Raw genomic sequence first — 16386 nt, 5'->3', positions numbered from 1 at the left:
GTTCAGGATCCTCCTACCGGGACCAGTGAAGATGAGAGAAGACCAGGATCATCACGTGCGGTTCGCGGTCCTGGGGTCGGTCAAAGTGTGGCGAAGAGGCGCCGAGTTACCCCTCGGACCACCGAAGCAGCGCGCCTTGCTGGCGTTGCTCCTGCTGCACGCCGGACAGACCGTCGGCCTGAGCCGGATCGTCGACGTCCTGTGGCACGGCGACCCTCCGAACAGCGCCGTGAACGTCGTCCACCGCCACATCGGCTCCTTGCGGAAACTGCTGGAGCCCGACCTCCCGCCCCGCGCCCCGGGCGCCCTGCTGGTGCGCCGCGCCGGGGGGTACGGCATCGACGCCGACGCCACCACCCTCGACCTGCTGCGCTTCCGTGAACTTCTCGCCCGCGCCCGCGACGCCGACGACGACGGCGAGGTGAGCGCCGCCGCCGAGCTCTACACCCAGGCCCTCTCCCTCTGGCGCGGAGAAGCAGCGCAGGGAGTCTCCCCGGACATCCGGGTTCACCCCCTGTTCTCCGCCGTCGACAGCGAACACCTGGCGGCCCTGCGCGAGGGCGCCGACCTGATGCTGGCGCTGGGCACACCCGCCCCGGTCCTGCCCCTGCTGCACCGGGCGGTCGCACAGTACCCACTGGACGAGGCGGTGCACGCCCGGCTGATCCAGGCGCTCGCCCGGACGGGGCGTCAGGCGGAGGCGGTCGGCCTGTTCCAGGAGATGAGCCTGCGGCTGAGGAACGAGCTCGGTATCGAGCCGGGCCGCGAGCTCCGCCTCGCCCACGCGAGCCTGCTGCGCAGCTCGGAACAGGCCGCGACACCGATGGACGAGCGCCGGGAAGCCCCGCCTGCGGAGAACCCCGCGCCGCCGAACGCGCCGGCTGTGGTCCGTCCCACCCAACTCCCGCTGGACCTGCGCACCTTCGTCGGCCGCCGGGACGAACTGGCCCGGATCACCAGCGCCCTCGACAAGCTCGACGAAGCCTCCGCGACCAGCTCGGCGGTGATCAACACCATCGAGGGAATGGCCGGCGTGGGCAAGACGGCCCTCGCCGTGCACCTCGCCCACCGCCTCGCGCCCCGGTTCCCCGACGGCCAGCTCTACGTCAACCTCCGCGGCTTCGACGCGAGCGGACCCTGCGTCACCGCCGCGGAGGCCCTGCGCTCGTTCCTCATCGCCCTCGGCGTCTCCGCCCGCCACCTGCCCGCCGACCTCGACTCCCAGATGGCCCTCTACCGGAGCATCCTCGCGGACCGCCGGGTTCTGATCGTCCTCGACAACGCGCGCGACTCGCAGCACGTACGCCCCCTGCTGCCGGGCAGCAGCACCTGCCTCGTCGTCATCACCAGCCGCACCCAGCTGCGCGGCCTCGTCGCCACCCACGGAGCCGCCCCCCTGATCCTCGGCCCGCTCAGCGAGGCGGAGTCCCGTGAGGTCCTCGCGCGCCACCTGGGCCAGGACCGCACCGCCGCCGAACCCGAGGCCGTCGACGCGATCGTGGAGTTCTGCCACCGCCTGCCCCTCGCCCTCGCGGTCATCGCGGCGCGCGCGGCCACCCTGCCCGGCTTCTCCCTCGCCTCCATAGCCGCCGAACTCCGGGCCGGCCACGACAGCCTCGACGCCTTCGCCGACGACGACCCCTACACCGACCTGCGCACCGTCTTCTCCTGGTCCCTCGACGGCCTCGGCCCCGAGGCGGCCAGGCTCCTGCGGCTGCTGTCCCTGCACCCCGGACCGGATCTGTCCGCCTCGGCCGCGGCGAGCCTGGCCGCGCTGCCGCCGCGCCGGACCACGACGCTGCTGGCCAGGCTCGCCGACGCCCACCTGATGATCCGGCCGCTGCCGAACCGCTTCGTCTTCCACGACATGCTCAAGATCTACGCGTCCGAGCAGCTCCAGGACCACGACGACGCCGACACGCGCGCAGCGGCCGTACGGCGGCTGCTCGACCACTACGTCCACGGCGCCCACGCCGCCACGACCGCGCTGACGCCCGACCGCATCGACGCCGCACCCGACGCCCCCGCGGAACCGGGCGTCGAACTGGAGCCCCTCACGGACCCGGCCTCGGCCGCGGCCTGGCTGGAGCGGGAACTGCCCGTGCTGCTGGCCACCGTGGAGCGGGCCGGGAGCACGGGCTACCCGGACCGCGCCTGGCTGCTGGCCCAGACCCTGGAGCTGTACCTGGACCGCAGGGGCCGCTGGCAGGACCAGATCGACATCCAGTCCATCGCCGTGGACGCCGCCCTCGCGCTCCAGGACCGGCGCCGCGAGGCGAAGGCCCGCCGGGCCCTGGGATTCGCGTACGGGCGCCTCACCCAGGACGACCGGGCCGACAGCGAACTCCAGGAGGCGATGGTCCTGTTCACCGGACTCGGCGATCAGGGCGGCCAGGCCCGCACGCACCGGTCGCTGGCCTTCCTGGCCAACGTCCGCGAGGACCACGAGGCGGCCCTGCGCCACTACGCGCAGGCCCTCGACCTGTACCGGGCGGCCGGCAACCTCACCGGACGGGCGCTCGTCCTCAACGAGACGGGATGGACCCACATCCTGAACGGCGCCTACGAGCAGGCCGTGGCCGTGTGCGCCCAGGCGGTGGCCCTGCACCAGGGGAGCGGCGACACCAACGGCGAGGCCGCGGCCTGGGACAGCCTCGGGTACGCCCACCACCACATGGGCCACCACGAGGAGGCCCTCTGCTGCTACGAGCGCGCCCTGAAGCTCTACCAGCACATGAACGACCGCTACCTGGAGGCCGACACCCTTCTGCACATGGGAGACACCCACGAGGCCCGGGGAAACCGCGCCGCCGCCCTGCCCCTGTGGCGGGAGGCGGTGCGGATCCTCGACGGACTCGGCCACCCCGAGGCCGGTCAGGCCCGCCGCCGGCTGAGCGGCGAGGGAACCGGCGACCCGGCCGCTACGAAGCGGACATCAGGGGACACAGCCGGGTGAACGGCAGAGTGCGGCTCACATAGGCGAACTCCCCCCGGGACCTGACCTCCGCGGCCGACGACCGCAGCGTCCGCCGGGCGTCCTCGACCGCCCCGCTGCTGTGCTGGGCGTGGGCCAGCAGGCCCAGGTGGAGCGGCAGCCGGATGAGCAGGCGCCGCTCGCGCAGCTCGGCGATCGCCGACTCCAGGCTGTCGAGCGCGGCGGCCTCGCCGGTCTGCTGGAGCGCCCAGCTCCGGCACACCCGGAGCATGGAGGTCCAGTGGCTCAGCCCGTGGGCGCGGGCGATGTCCAGGCCCCGGCCGCTGGAGGCCGCCGCCCCGTGGGGGTCCTCGTCCAGGGCCGCTATCAGGGAGTGGAAGTAGTACGCGCTCGCCTGGTCGACCGGCGTGCCGTCCCGGCCGGTGGCCACGAGCAGCTCCTCGCACAGCGCGCGCGCCTCGTCGGTGGCGCCGAGCAGCCACAGGGTGAGGACGCGGTGGTTCATGGCCATGAACCGCGGGCCGTGCTGGGAGCGGAGGGTTATGCCCTCCCGCTGTTCGGGGGTCAGCTTCTCGGCCACCCGCTCGGCCTCGGTCAGGGCGGTGAGCGCGTCGCCGGTCTCGCTCGGCAACAGGAGCAGTCCGCGGGCGATCCGCTCGTAGAACCGGATCTCCAGGGCGCCGGACCGCTCGGCGAGGGCGCGCAGCTGCTCCGCCTGCCGGGCGCCCTCGGCGGGCCGGCCGGTGACCAGTTCGGCCACGAACTGCCGCAGCAGCATGGCGCCCTCCTCGATGGTCCGGCCCGCCGTGGCGGCGGACAGCTTCCGGATGCGCTCAGCCTCGGCCGCCACCTCGTGGTCGCTGTAGCCGCGGGTGACGGTCGCCGTGGAGAGGAGTTGGGTGCGCAGGTCCAGCGTCTGCTCCGACGCCGTGTCACCGTCCCGGGGCGCGGCGGCCAGCAGGGTGTGAGCGTGCTCGAACCAGGTCTGCGCACGCCGGTAGTCGCCGTCGCCGATGGCCTGTTCACCGGCGCGCCTGAGGTGCGGCAGCACGTCCTCGGCCGGCAGGGCCAGCGCGGCCTGCCAGGCGTGCTCGGCCATCTGCTCGCTCGCCTCGGGAGAGCCGCCGTGGCGGGCGCCGAGCACACCGACGGCGCGCGCGTGCAGGGCCGCCCGCTCCTGGCGGCGCATCTCCGCCAGGAGGACGTCGCGGATGAGGCCGTAGCGGAAGACGAGCCGGTGCGGGTCGTCGGGGTCGCTGCGCATGAGCCCGGTCCGCAGGACCTCCTCCAGTACGTCGTGGCCGGCGCCGCCGTCGTCCAGCATGGCGGTCAGCGAGGCCAGCGCCGCCTCGCCGCCGAGCACGGCGGAGCACTGGAGGAGGTGCAGGACGCGCGGGGGCAGCCCGGCGAACCGCCGGCGCAGCATGCTGCGGACGCCCGTCGGGATCCCGGCGCGCACGACGTCGGCCGCACGGGGGTCGCGCAGGCGCCGCGCCCCGCCGGCGTCGGCGAGCAACTGGTCGAGGAGGTAGGGGTTGCCGGCGCTGCGCTCGTACAGCGCCCGTACGACGGACGCGTCGACGCCGGGCCCGGCCTGGGCCGTGACCGCGGCCCGGACATGGTCCTCGGTGAGGTTGTCCAGGTGCACGACCTTGGTGCGGGAGTCGGCCAGGAGGTCGACGAGCGGGCCGTCGGTCTCGGGCCCGGCCCCGAGACCGGGTTCGCGGACCGTGATCACCACGCTGACGGGTCGCCCCTGCGTGCGGTTGCTGAGCAGGCCGAGCACGCCGAGGGTGAGCCGGTCCGCCCGGTGCACGTCTTCGAGGACGAGCAGGAGCGGGCTGTCGTCGGCGCACTGGAGGATCGCCTCGCACAGCGCGTCCTGGGTGAGGAAGTCCATCGGGTCCGCGGGGTGCCCCGACAGCGTTGTCACCGGGTGGCGTTCGACGCACTGCTGGCGCAGGCCGTCGAAGGACACCCCGTACGGGACTTCGAGCCGGCGCAGCACCTGCTGCCACACCCAGCCGACGGGCATCCCCTCGCTGCCGCGGCAGTTGACGCGGATCACCTCCGCCTGCGGGTGCGGCGGCCGTGCCTGGTCCGTGGCCCGCGCCACCAGCTCGGTCTTGCCGACGCCCGCCTCGCCGACGACGGCGGTGGTGTGCCCGCTGCCGCGCAGGGCACCGGTGATGGACGACCGCAGAGCGTCGAGGGCGTCGTCGCGGCAGGGGAAGGCGGACCAGGCCGCCGGTGCCGTACCCCGCTGTCCGGCCTCGGGGACGGCCGCCGGACCGTCCGCCGGCGCGGGCCCCTCCGCCTCCCGCTCGGCCACGGTGCCGGGCCGGACGCGTACCTCGACGGCGGCCGGGGCGGGCGCCTGGTCGTCGAGTTCGTGGCGCAGCAGGGCGAGGTGGACGCGCTGGAGCTCGCGGGCCGGGGCGACCCCGAGTTCCTCGGAGAGGTAGGCGCGCGTCCGGTCGTACAGCTGGAGCGCCTCGGCCTGCCGGCCCAGGCGGTACAGGCCCGTCATGAGGCTGCCGACCAGGCGTTCGTCGGTGGGCTGGAGGGACACCTCGCGGCGCAGCAGCGCGACGGCGTCACCGGCCTCGCCGAGCGCGAGCAGCGTGTCGGCGTGGGCCGCGACGGCGGTGGTCCGCAGGAGGCTCAGGCGCGCCGCCTCCTCCGCGAGCGGGGTGTAGGCCGCGAGGTCCAGGAAGGGGTCGGCCCGCCATAACCGCAGCGCCTGGTCGAACACGTCGCGGGCGTCCTGGAGCCGGCCGTCGGCCACATGGCGCTGCCCCCGCGAGACGAGGCTCTCGAACCGGGACAGGTCGAACGTGCCCGGCTCCACCGTCAGGACGTACCCGGGGGCCTGGTAGCGCAGCGGGGCGATCGGCCCGTGCTGTCCGATCAGCACCCGCCGCAGGTGGGACAGGTACGTCTGCAGGGTGGCCTGCGGGCGTCTGGGGAGGCTGTCGCCCCACAGTTCGTCGACGAGCTGATCGGCGGGCACCACCTGGCCCAGCCGGATCAGCAGCAGTCCCAGCACGGCCCGGTGCCGTGGGGGACCGAGAGGCACCTGCTCGGCCCCGCGCCGAGCCGTCATCACACCGAAAGCCTCGAACGACAGATCTGCCAGGGACGCGGTTTGTTGCTCTTGAGCTGTGTACGCCATGCCGGGGGCTCTTGCCTTTCGACGGTCACGCACTTGACGGGCGGTCGATCGTACGGCGGGGCAGGTGCTGAAACTGTGCCGATCAAGTGACGCACAGAACACGCCATGAACACGGGCGGGTACGAGCCATGTGCCGGGCGGCGGACGGCTCAGAGCCAGTCGCGGCGCTTGAAGACGACGTACAGGCTCACGCACACCACGCCCATCAGCGCGATGGCGAACGGGTACCCGAACGCCCGGCGCAGCTCCGGCATGTGTGTGAAGTTCATGCGGTCTCCTCCATGCGCCGGCGTACGGCGGAGAGGTCGGGGGCGTCCGCGTGACGGACCGTCAGGACGAAGCCGGGGCCCAGGAAGACGTGGAGTTCGCCGAAGTCGTCCCTTAATTGACGGTGTCGTGCGGTCTTCCCTCTCGGGTCAAGGGCCGGCGGAGGTACGGAGGCGGCTTGCGTAGCCCTTGACGCGCAGGGTTCCTACAGGTCACCGAATAGGCCTGAAGCAGCTCAACAGCCTCGAAATCCCGTCGCCAGACATTTGTTGTGCGATCAACCTGGCAGTGCGTCGAAGCTGGATCGTTCGTAACGTTGCCGAACAGATGAGACCGAGGTGAAGGCCTTTATCGAGGCCAGCAAGGATCATCGCCTATTCGGCGTTATGCTGCTCACCCTCATCGCCGAGCGGCCCGCTGAGGTATGTGGGGCCCGCTGGAAAGAGGACGTGGACCTCACAGGTTCAGGAACCATCGCTGTGGGCAACACTCGGACCATCGTCTACGACCGGACCCAGGAGCAGGGCCTGCGAAATAAGGTCGTTGAGAAGCAGCCCAAGACGCAAGACGGCAAGCGAGTGCTGCCGTTGCCCAAGCCCGTACATACTGCACTCCAGACCTTCGCCGCGCTCCAGGAGCAGGAGAAGGCCAAGGCCGGCGAGGCCTATGAGGACTCCGGCTATGTCGTGGTCGACGAGTGGGGCCGACCGTTTAAGACAGACAAGCTACGGCGCGAGGCGCAGAAGCTCATGGAGGAGGCAGGCGTCCGCCGAGTCCGTCTCTACGATGCTCGCCACGCCTGCCTGTCCTGGATGGCCAACAACGGTGTGCCCGACACGGTCGTGTCAGCCTGGGCCGGGCACAGCGACCTGTCTTTCACCAAGCGGGTGTACGTCCATCCCGACCCCCAGGATCGGAGAAGTTCGGGGAGGCACGCTGTTGGCGGGTTTCTTCACTGTGGCGCTCGGTGCCTCCCCGGCCTCGGCCGTCGCGGCTCGGTCGGTGGAAGCATGCAGCCCGAAGACCGACAACCGCAGTTCGGACAACTGGACTGCGGCTGATTGGAAGATCTGCGTCGGCAACTACAGTGGGCCCCACGGCGAGATCGACGCCAAGTGCTACGCGGGCCAGACCATCGGTTGGAACGCAAGCCGCTGCCGGATCACAGGACACTTCGAGATCCACAAAGGACAGGACGTCATCGAGGCCGGCAGGTTTTCAGTCGATGTGCCTCTGAACGGGATCAACACCGCTCGTCCGTTCCGCTTTGATTGCCGTGGGAACGGCCAGTACACCTTCAGTACCAGTGGTGTCTTCGGGACACTTCTGACACAGGGCTCGACTGGATCCGCTTACCCCCGGCCCGGGCACCAGTGGGTGAACATCGCGGACGCGACTGCCACGGTCACTATGTGCTGAGCTGAGCGAACTCGCTCCTTCTCGCAGAATGCCCCGGCCATCTTGAGGGTGTGGCCCGGGGCATTCTGGTGATCATCAGGCATCTGTGACGAAATGTGACACGACAGCTGGCAGGAACGATCAAGGGCCCTGCCTCACCGTGGTGAAACAGGGCCCTCATCTGCGACTTTGGAGCGATGCTCCCGTCGGGACGACAGGATTTGAACCTGCGACCCCTTGACCCCCAGTCAAGTGCGCTACCAAGCTGCGCCACGTCCCGTTGCGCTCACTCGCGGTGACCCGCGTGATCGCGCGAACAGCACTTTACCCCACCTTCGGGGGTGGGCCGAAGAGGGCCGGGGGTGAGCCGGGGACAATCGGTTGTATGACGAACGCGGGCGCATCGGATGCCAGGGACCGGGACCCGGACGGGCGGGCACGCAACGCGCGGCCCCGGGACGGGCTCGGCCGGCCGCTGCCCTACGGCGCGGAGGGCGTCCCCCGGCAGCCGGAGGGTGTCGTGCGGCAGCCGCAGGAGACGGTCAGGGAGGCGCAGGTGCTGCTGGACGCCGGGCGGCCGTTCCACGCGCACGAGGTGTTCGAGGACGCCTGGAAGTCGGGGCCCGAGGAGGAGCGCACGCTGTGGCGGGGGCTCGCCCAGCTGGCGGTGGGCCTCACCCACGCGGCGCGCGGGAACGCCGTCGGCGGGGCCCGGCTGCTGCGGCGGGGCGCGGGTGCGCTCGCGGAATGGGAGAGCGGGCAGGGCGAGGACCGGCCGTACGGGATCGACCTCGCCGGGCTCGTCCGGTGGGCGCGGGAGCTGGCGGGGCGGGTGGAGAGCGGGGCCCGGGACCGGCCGGTGGACGCCGGGGAGGAGGCGCCCCGGCTCCTTTCCTGACGGGCCCGTCTCCCGCTGTCAGTGGCATGCGGCAGACTCGGGGCGTGCGAAAGATTCATGTCATCGGTATCGGCGCGGGCGACCCCGACCAGCTGACCCTGCAGGCGGTCAAGGCGCTGCGGAGCACGGACGTGTTCTTCCTGCTCGACAAGGGCGAGGTGAAGAGCGATCTCACCCAGCTCCGCCGGGACATGCTGGACGCGCATCTGCCCGAGGGGTCCTACCGGGTGGTGGAGGCCCGTGACCCGGAGCGGGACCGGAAGGCGGGCGGGTCGGCGTACTCGCCGGCGGTGGAGGACTGGCGCAGCGCCCGCGCCGGGATCTACGAGCGGCTGATCGCCGACGAGCTGGGCGAGGACGGCACCGGCGCCTTCCTGGTGTGGGGCGACCCGGCGTTGTACGACAGCACGCTCGGGATTCTGCAGGAGGTGCTGGAGCGCGGCGCGGTAGCGTTCGCGTACGACGTGATACCCGGCATCAGCAGTGTCTCCGCCCTGGTCGCGCGGCACCGCACGGGCCTGAACCGGGTGGCCCGGCCGGTGCAGATCACCACCGGGCGGCGGCTGGCCGAGGGGTTCCCCGAGGGCGTGGACGACGTGGTCGTGATGCTGGACGCGCACCAGGCTTTCCGGAAGTACGCCGAGGACGAGATCGACATCTACTGGGGCGCGTACCTCGGCACTCCGGACGAGCTGCTGGTCTCCGGCCCGATCGCCGAGGCCGGTCCGCGCATCGAGCGGCTGCGGGCCGAGGCACGCGAACGCAAGGGCTGGATCATGGACACGTATCTGCTGCGCAGAAACCCAGGGGATCAGTAGCTGCGCCGGGCGTGCTGCCGGCGGCGCGACCGTGCCGGTCGGTCCTCACTCCGGGCTGAGCCCGAGCCGGTCCAGTACGCCCGCCACATCGGAGACCGCCGCCACGCCCTGCGGAAGCGGGGGGCGCCGTACGACGACCACGGGCAGGCCCAGTTCCCGCGCCGCCGTCAGCTTCGCGGCCGTGGCCTCCCCGCCGCTGTCCTTGGTCACCAGCAACTCGATGCGGTGGGCGCGCAGCAGCTCCGTCTCGTCGGCGACCGTGAACGGGCCGCGTGCGAGGACCAGTTCGGTGTCCGGCGGCATGGGCGGCTCGGGCGGGTCGACCGACCGTACGACGAAGTGCAGTTCCGTCAGGTGAGCGAACGCGGCGAGGCCCAGGCGTCCGGTGCTCAGGAAGATCCGGCGGCCCAGGCCGGGCAGCACGCCGGCGGCCGCCGCCAGGGACGGGACGTCGTACCAGCGGTCGCCGGGGCCCGGCCGCCAGCCGGGGCGGCGCAGGAGGACCAGGGGAACGTCCGTGGCCGCCGCCGCCCGGACCGCGTTGGCCGTGATCGTCTCGGCGAAGGGGTGGGTGGCGTCGACCAGGGCGTCGACGTGGTGCGCGCGCAGCCAGTCGGCCAGGCCCTCCGCACCGCCGAAGCCGCCGGTCCGCACCTCGCCCGCCACCGCTCCGGGCCGCGCGACCCGGCCGGCCAGGGACGTGGTCACCCGGACGCCGGTCCGGGCGGCGAGGTCGGCGGCGAGGCGGCGGGCCTCGGTGGTGCCGCCGAGGATCAGGACGTGCGCGGGCATAGGGGTGAGCGTACGAGGTCGTACGGGACGGTCCGCCGTGCGGGTCGCTACGGTCTTCGGTCATGGAGGTCATCGAATCCGTGCGTGCCGTGCTGATCGACATCGACGGTGTGCTCACCGTCTCCTGGAAGCCGCTGCCGGGCGCGGTGGAGGCGCTGCGCGCGATCCGCGCGGCGGGGCTCGGCGTGGCGCTGGTGACCAACACGACGTCCCGGACCCGGGCGTCGATCGCCGAGACGCTGAGCGGCGCCGGTTTCGACGTGCGCGCCGAGGACGTCCTCACCGCGCCCGCCGTCACCGCCGCCCACCTCGCCGAACACTTCCCGGGCGCCCGCTGTGCCCTTCTCAACAGCGGAGACATCGGGGAGGACCTCGGTGACCTCACCCTCGTCGAGGAGCATCCGGACGTGGTCGTTCTCGGCGGTGCCGGGCCCGAGTTCGACTACACGGCGCTCAACCGGGCCTTCGGGCATCTCCAGCGGGGAGCCCGGCTGGTCGCCACGCACCGCAACCTGTACTGGCGCACCGACGAGGGGCTGCAACTGGACTCGGGCGCGTTCCTGCTGGGGCTGGAGAAGGCCGCTCGGGTGGAGGCGGAGGTCACGGGCAAGCCGTCCCCGGCGTTCTTCGAGGCGGCGCTGGCCCGGCTGGGGGTGAGCGCGGACCGGGCGCTGATGGTGGGCGACGACATCGAGTCGGACGTCCTCGCGGCACAGCGGGCCGGGATCACGGGTGTGCTCGTCAGGACGGGGAAGTACCAGCCGGAGACCCATGAGCACGCGAGCGGCACACCGGACCACGTGCTGGACTCCTTCGCGGACCTGCCGGCCCTGCTGGGGCTCGCCCAGGACACCGAGAGCTAGCGCAGGAGCAGTTGCACTCCGCCCACGATCGTCGCCGCGATCACGAGTTGTTCGAAGAGTCGCTGGTTGATCCTGTTCACAGCCCACTTGCCGAACAACGCTCCGGGCACGACGAACACCGCGAGCGCCGCGTCAAGGAGCAGCGAGCGCCCGTCGATCAGACCAAGGCCCGCGCTGAAGGGCACCTTGGACACGTTCACGATGAGGAAGAAGAAGGCGGAGGTGCCGAGGAAGCCCAGCTTCCGGAAGCCCGCGGACAGCAGATACATCGACATCACCGGGCCGCCCGCGTTGGCGACCATCGTGGTGAACCCGCCGAGCACGCCGTACGAACGGGCTTTGGCGCGGCCGGCGCGCGAGGTGACCTGCTCCGGCGCCTCCCCGGCGTCCGCGGTGCGCCGCCGCCACACCGTCACCCCCGCCATCAGCAGCAGGATCGCGCCGATCGAGGTCCGTACGATCCCGTCGTCGGCCCACACCAGGAACAGTGTGCCGACCACCACCCCGGCCGCGACGGCCGGGAACAGCCGCCACAGGGTGGGCCAGTGGGCGTGCCGCCGGTAGGTGAGGACGGCGAGCACGTCACCGGCGATCAGGACGGGCAGCAGGATCCCGGTGGAGGCGCGGGCGGGCAGGACCGCGGCGAAGATCGCGAGACTGACCGTGTTGGCCCCGCTCACCGCGGTCTTGGAGAAGCCGACGAGCAGGGCCGCGAAGGCGAGCGCCGCGAACCCCCAGCCGGATATGTGCCAGAGCGTCATCGTGTTCATGCGGGGACCGATGTTATGTACGGACAAGCTCCGGCGTAAGGACCGTCTCGCCAGTTGGCCCCGTCCCGACCCCGCCGCGTCCCCTCCCGACCCGCCGCGCCCCCGCCGCGCCGCACCGCGGCCCTCGCCGCGATCCCTTCCGCCCGCTACGGCCGTTCCGCGTACTGCGCCCGCAGCTCCCGCTTGAGCACCTTCATGCTGGGCCCGAGCGGCATGGCGTCCGTGAACTCCACGCGCCGCGGGTACTTGTGCCGGCCGAGGTGCTCCTTCGACCACTCGGTGATCGCGGCGGCGTCGGGGGCGGTGCCCGGTGCCGGTACGACGACGGCGCAGACCTCCTCGCCGTGCAGTTCGTCGGGCAGGCCGATGACCGCGACCTGGGCGATGCCGGGGTGGCGCATCAGCACCTCCTCGACCTCCCTCGGGTACACGTTGTAGCCGCCGCGGATGATGACGTCCTTCTTGCGGTCGACGATCCTCAAAAAGCCCTGCTCGTCCTTGGTGCCGAGGTCACCGGTGCGGAACCAGCCGTCGACCAGGGCCTCCGCGGTGGCCTCGGGCCGGCCGAGGTAGCCGGAGAAGACGTTGTGGCCGCGGATGACGACCTCGCCGAGCTCACCGGGCGGCAGCAGCTCGATGCGGCGCTCCACCTCGGCCCGCGCGATCTCCACGTCGATGCCCCACAGCGGGTGGCCGATGGTGCCGGCCCGGGTGCCGAACACGGGCTGGTTGACGGTGGCCGTCGGCGAGGTCTCCGACAGCCCGTACCCCTCGTAGATCTTCGCCCCGAACGCCTCCTCGAACCGCTCCAGTACGGCGACCGGGAGCGAGGCCCCGCCGGAGACGCACACGCGCAGGGCGGGCAGCGCGCCGGCGTCCGGGGCGGCCGCGGCGAGGGCGACGAACATGGTCGGCACGCCGTGGAAGGTGTTCACCCCCTCCTTGACCATCAGTTCGATGGCGCGGGCCGCGTCGAAGCGGGGCAGCAGCACGAGCGTGGCGCCCGCCCGCCAGGTGGAGTTGAGCGACACCGTCTGCCCGAAGGCGTGGAACAGCGGCAGCGCGCCGAGGGCGATGTCGTCGGCGCGGATGTCGTTGGCGTCGAAGGCGTTGACAGTCGCGTTCATCACGAGGTTGAAGTGGCTGAGCACGGCGCCCTTCGGCACGCCGGTCGTCCCGCTCGTGTAGAAGATCACCGCCGGGTCGTCGGCGGCGCGGGTGACGTACGACGGCAGCGGCTCGGCGCCGGCGGCCAGCTTGTCGAACTCCTCGCCCAGGACGGCCACTTGGACGCCGGTGGCCTCGGCGGCCGCCCGGCCGGTCGCCGCCTGGGCCGGGTGCACGAGCAGCAGCGTCGCCCCGCTGTCCCTGAGCACGTGCTCGACCTCGCCGGCCGACAGCAGGAGGTGGACGGGGACGACGACTCCGCCCGCCGCGGCGATCGCGTAGTAGGCGACCGGGAACTCGGCGGTGTTCGGGGCCATCAGCGCCACCCGGTCACCGGGGCGTACGCCGAGCCCGGTGATCGCGCCCGCCCGGGCCAGGGCCCTGCGCCACACCTCCGCGAAGGACAGCCGCAGGTCCCCCTCGACCAGCGCGGTGCTGTCGGGGCGACGCCGGGCGTTCTCGGCGAGGATGGCGGCGACGGACAAGGTTGCCATGGAGTACTGCTCCGTTTCCCAGCTGCGGCTCGACTGACCAGATCCCCCCGTCGCAAGAGCGCTAGTGCCGCTCGACCAGCACCGCGCTCCCCTGCCCCACGCCCACGCACATGGTCGCGAGACCCCGCTCGGCGCCCGTGCGCCGCATCCGGTGCAGGAGTGTCGTCAGGATGCGGGCGCCCGAGCAGCCGAGGGGATGCCCGAGGGCGATGGCGCCGCCGGTCGGGTTGACCAGGCCGGGGTCGATGCCGAGCTGGTCGACGCAGGCGAGGGCCTGCGCGGCGAACGCCTCGTTGAACTCGGCCTCCTGGAGGTCGGCGATGCCCCAGCCGGCCCGGGCGAGCGCCTTGCGGGTGGCGGGGACCGGGCCGATGCCCATCACGTCGGGATGAACCCCGGCGGAGGCGCCGGCGACATAGCGGCCCAGGGATTCCAGGCCCAGCTCGTTCAGGGCCTCCTCGCTGACCAGGAGCAGCCCGGCCGCGCCGTCGTTCATCGGCGAGGCGTTGCCCGCGGTGACCGTGCCGCCCTGCCGGAAGACCGGCTTCAACCTCGACAGCTTCTCCAGCGAGGTGTCCTCGCGGACGCACTCGTCCTGCTCGACCACGATGCCGTCCGGCCGCTCCACGGGCAGGAGTTCGTCGTCGAAGTGCCCGTTCTTGCGTGCGGCGGCGGCGAGTTGGTGGCTGCGCAGGGCGAACTCGTCCTGCCGCTCACGGGAGATGCCGTACCGCTCGGCGACCTCCTCGGCGGTCTCCCCCATGGACAGCAGGCCGTGCAGCTCCTTCATCGCCGGGTTGACCAGGCGCCAGCCGAGCCGGGTGTCGTGGGTCTCGATGCGCTGTGGCAGGGCCTCGTCCGGGCGGGGCAGCACGAAGGGGGCGCGGCTCATGGACTCCGAGCCGCCCGCGATCACGATGTCGGCCTCCCCGGCGGCGATGGTGCGGGCTGCGGTGGTGACCGCTTCGAGGCCGGAGGCGCACAGCCGGTTGACGGTGGCGCCGGGCACGGACTCGGGCAGCCCGGCGAGCAGGGCGGCCATGCGGGCGACGTTGCGGTTGTCCTCGCCGGCCTGGTTGGCCGCGCCCCAGTAGACGTCGTCGACCCGGGCCGGGTCGAGGGCGGGCACGTCGGCCACCACGTGGCGGATCACGGTCGCCGCCAGGTCGTCGGGGCGGACGGACGAGAGGGCTCCACGCAGCTTGCCGATGGGGGTGCGGCGGGCGGCCGCGAAGTGGACGGGACGCACGGCTTCGACTCCTGACCTACGACCGATCGACGGCACTGTCGATCAGCGGACCACACGGGAACACGTGACACTCGGGAACACTTAATTAGCACTGCTAGTTTTGGACTATAGACCGCCGACCGGCCTGCTGGGAAGATCCTCCCGGACCTTCACCGCGTCACCCGGAGGAGACATGCCCCACGTCCGCGAGCACAGCGTCGACGGCACCCACGGACCGGTCGCCGTACACGAGTGGCCGCACCCGGCGCCGCGGTACCTCGCCCTGGTGGTGCACGGGTACGGCGAGCACGCGCGCCGGTACGACGAGCCGGCCGCGGTACTGACCGGGCACGGGGCGGCCGTGTACGGGCCCGATCACGTCGGCCACGGCAGGTCGGCCGGGGAGCGGGTGCTGATCGAGGACTTCGAGGACGTGGTCACCGATGTGCATACGGTGGCGGACCTCGCCCGGGCCGCGCACCCCGGCATGCCGCTGGTCCTGATCGGCCACTCGATGGGCGGGCTGATCGCGGCCCGGTACGCCCAGCGGTACGGCGCCGAGCTGAGCGCGCTGATCCTGTCCGGACCGGTGATCGGCGCCTGGGAGCTGCCCGGGCGGCTGCTGGCCCTGCCGGAGATCCCGGACACCCCGGTGAGCCCGGCCGCGCTCTCGAGGGACCCGGCCGTCGGCGCCGCCTACGCGGCCGATCCGCTGGTGTGGCACGGGCCGATGAAGCGGCCGACGGTGGAGGCGTTCGCACGCACTCTGCGGACCGTCGAACATGGCGGTGACATCGGGGCGCTGCCGCTGCTGTGGCTGCACGGGGACGACGACCGGCTGGTGCCGCTGCCCGGCAGCCGGGTCGGCGTGGAGCGGCTGGCCGGTTCCCGGCTGACCGAGCGGATCTTCGCCGGGGCGCGGCACGAGGTGTTCCACGAGACGGACAAGAAGGAGGTCTTCGCCGAGGTGATCCGCTTCCTGGACCGGTCACTGCCCCTCTGATCAGGCCTGTTTGCTCCCCCGAGCGCTGGGCACCCGCCCTTGCGGACACGACCGTACGCAAGCGACGAAAGGGGACGGACGCACCATGACGGTGATGAAGAGCACGCTGCCCGAGGAGGCGCTCGGCGTCACCGGGACCGCCCTGCAGGAGACCCTGGTGGACCTGCTCGGACTGTCGCTGATCGGGAAGCAGGCGCACTGGAACATCGTGGGACCGCGGTTCCGGTCGATCCACCTCCAGCTCGACGAGGTGGTGGCGACGGCCCGCGCCCACTCCGACACGGTCGCCGAGCGCGCCGCCGCGCTGGGCGTGCCCCCGGACGGCCGGCCCGAGACCGTCGCCGCGACCTTCGCGCTGCCCGGCACGAAGGACGGCCGGCTGCGCGACACCGAGGTCGTGGAGCTGATGGTGTCGGCGCTCGAAGCGATCGTCGGGCGGCTCCGCGAACGGATCGCGGCCACGGCGAAGCCCGACCCCGTCACGCAGGACCTGCTGATCTCCGTCACCGCCGACCTGGAGAAGCAGCGCTGGATGTTCGAGGCCGAGAACCAGCCGCGCGCGACCGCCTCCAGCTAGT

The 16386-nt window shown here is 72.3% G+C and carries 11 protein-coding genes, 1 tRNA gene and 2 pseudogenes; 7 read left to right on the top strand and 7 right to left on the bottom strand.

From position 1 onward, the window contains the following. The first annotated feature begins 31 nt into the window (after positions 1–31). Positions 32–2956 (top strand): BTAD domain-containing putative transcriptional regulator, encoded by a 2925-nt coding sequence (locus ACWDEN_RS14880; RefSeq protein ID WP_450859218.1) that lies wholly within the window; start codon positions 32–34, stop codon positions 2954–2956. Here ACWDEN_RS14880 and ACWDEN_RS14875 read toward each other — a convergent pair. Together ACWDEN_RS14875 and ACWDEN_RS14870 are read right to left on the bottom strand one after the other, a co-directional pair. Next, positions 2922–6041, bottom strand: a complete 3120-nt coding sequence (locus tag ACWDEN_RS14875) for a BTAD domain-containing putative transcriptional regulator (RefSeq protein WP_450859371.1) — start codon at positions 6039–6041, stop codon at positions 2922–2924. The two genes, ACWDEN_RS14880 and ACWDEN_RS14875, sit on opposite strands and share 35 nt — an antisense overlap. 218 nt (positions 6042–6259) lie before the next feature. Next, positions 6260–6379, bottom strand: a pseudogene (locus ACWDEN_RS14870) (CorA family divalent cation transporter); the annotation flags it as partial. Positions 6380–6712: 333 nt separating this feature from the next. Here ACWDEN_RS14870 and ACWDEN_RS14865 point away from each other — a divergent pair. Further along, a pseudogene (locus tag ACWDEN_RS14865) lies at positions 6713–7438 on the top strand (site-specific integrase); the annotation flags it as partial. 543 nt (positions 7439–7981) lie between these two features. Here the strand turns inward: ACWDEN_RS14865 and ACWDEN_RS14860 are convergent. Continuing rightward, positions 7982–8055, bottom strand: a tRNA-Pro gene (locus tag ACWDEN_RS14860). A gap of 105 nt (positions 8056–8160) precedes the next feature. Here ACWDEN_RS14860 and ACWDEN_RS14855 point away from each other — a divergent pair. Then, positions 8161–8673: a DUF309 domain-containing protein gene (locus ACWDEN_RS14855; protein WP_450859216.1), complete on the top strand. Its 513-nt coding sequence runs from the start codon at positions 8161–8163 to the stop codon at positions 8671–8673. 44 nt (positions 8674–8717) lie between these two features. After that, positions 8718–9491 (top strand): precorrin-6A synthase (deacetylating), encoded by a 774-nt coding sequence (gene cobF / locus ACWDEN_RS14850; protein ID WP_450859214.1) that lies wholly within the window; start codon positions 8718–8720, stop codon positions 9489–9491. Positions 9492–9536: 45 nt separating this feature from the next. Here cobF and ACWDEN_RS14845 read toward each other — a convergent pair whose 3' ends face one another. After that, entirely contained in the window at positions 9537–10283 is a 747-nt protein-coding gene (locus tag ACWDEN_RS14845; RefSeq protein WP_351608653.1) for a cobalt-precorrin-6A reductase, read from the bottom strand. Between the two features lie 71 nt (positions 10284–10354). On the opposite strand from ACWDEN_RS14845, the gene ACWDEN_RS14840 reads away from it, so the two are divergent. After that, positions 10355–11146 carry a TIGR01458 family HAD-type hydrolase gene (locus ACWDEN_RS14840; RefSeq protein WP_450859369.1) on the top strand — a complete coding sequence of 264 codons (792 nt, stop codon included), beginning with the start codon at positions 10355–10357 and terminating at the stop codon, positions 11144–11146. Here ACWDEN_RS14840 and ACWDEN_RS14835 read toward each other — a convergent pair. The 3 genes from ACWDEN_RS14835 to ACWDEN_RS14825 form a co-directional block, all read right to left on the bottom strand. Then, positions 11143–11916 (bottom strand): sulfite exporter TauE/SafE family protein, encoded by a 774-nt coding sequence (locus ACWDEN_RS14835; RefSeq protein ID WP_351608651.1) that lies wholly within the window; start codon positions 11914–11916, stop codon positions 11143–11145. The two genes, ACWDEN_RS14840 and ACWDEN_RS14835, sit on opposite strands and share 4 nt — an antisense overlap. 146 nt (positions 11917–12062) lie before the next feature. Further along, positions 12063–13577 carry a long-chain-fatty-acid--CoA ligase gene (locus tag ACWDEN_RS14830; RefSeq protein ID WP_450859211.1) on the bottom strand — a complete coding sequence of 505 codons (1515 nt, stop codon included), beginning with the start codon at positions 13575–13577 and terminating at the stop codon, positions 12063–12065. A gap of 61 nt (positions 13578–13638) precedes the next feature. Beyond that, on the bottom strand, positions 13639–14826 hold the full coding sequence (locus tag ACWDEN_RS14825; RefSeq protein WP_351608648.1) for a thiolase family protein: 1188 nt from the start codon (positions 14824–14826) through the stop codon (positions 13639–13641). Between the two features lie 172 nt (positions 14827–14998). Here ACWDEN_RS14825 and ACWDEN_RS14820 point away from each other — a divergent pair, with 172 nt between their 5' ends. Both ACWDEN_RS14820 and ACWDEN_RS14815 read left to right on the top strand, forming a co-directional pair. Beyond that, positions 14999–15808, top strand: a complete 810-nt coding sequence (locus ACWDEN_RS14820; protein ID WP_450859209.1) for an alpha/beta hydrolase — start codon at positions 14999–15001, stop codon at positions 15806–15808. An 85-nt stretch (positions 15809–15893) separates the two neighbouring features. Next, a complete protein-coding gene (locus ACWDEN_RS14815) occupies positions 15894–16385 on the top strand; it encodes a Dps family protein (protein WP_351608643.1) in 492 nt (163 codons plus the stop codon). The last annotated feature ends 1 nt before the right edge of the window (position 16386 follow it).

Source organism: Streptomyces sp. NPDC001153, from assembly GCF_053598315.1.
Note: the sequence above shows the minus strand (reverse complement) of the source record. Positions and strands in the feature narration are given on the sequence as shown.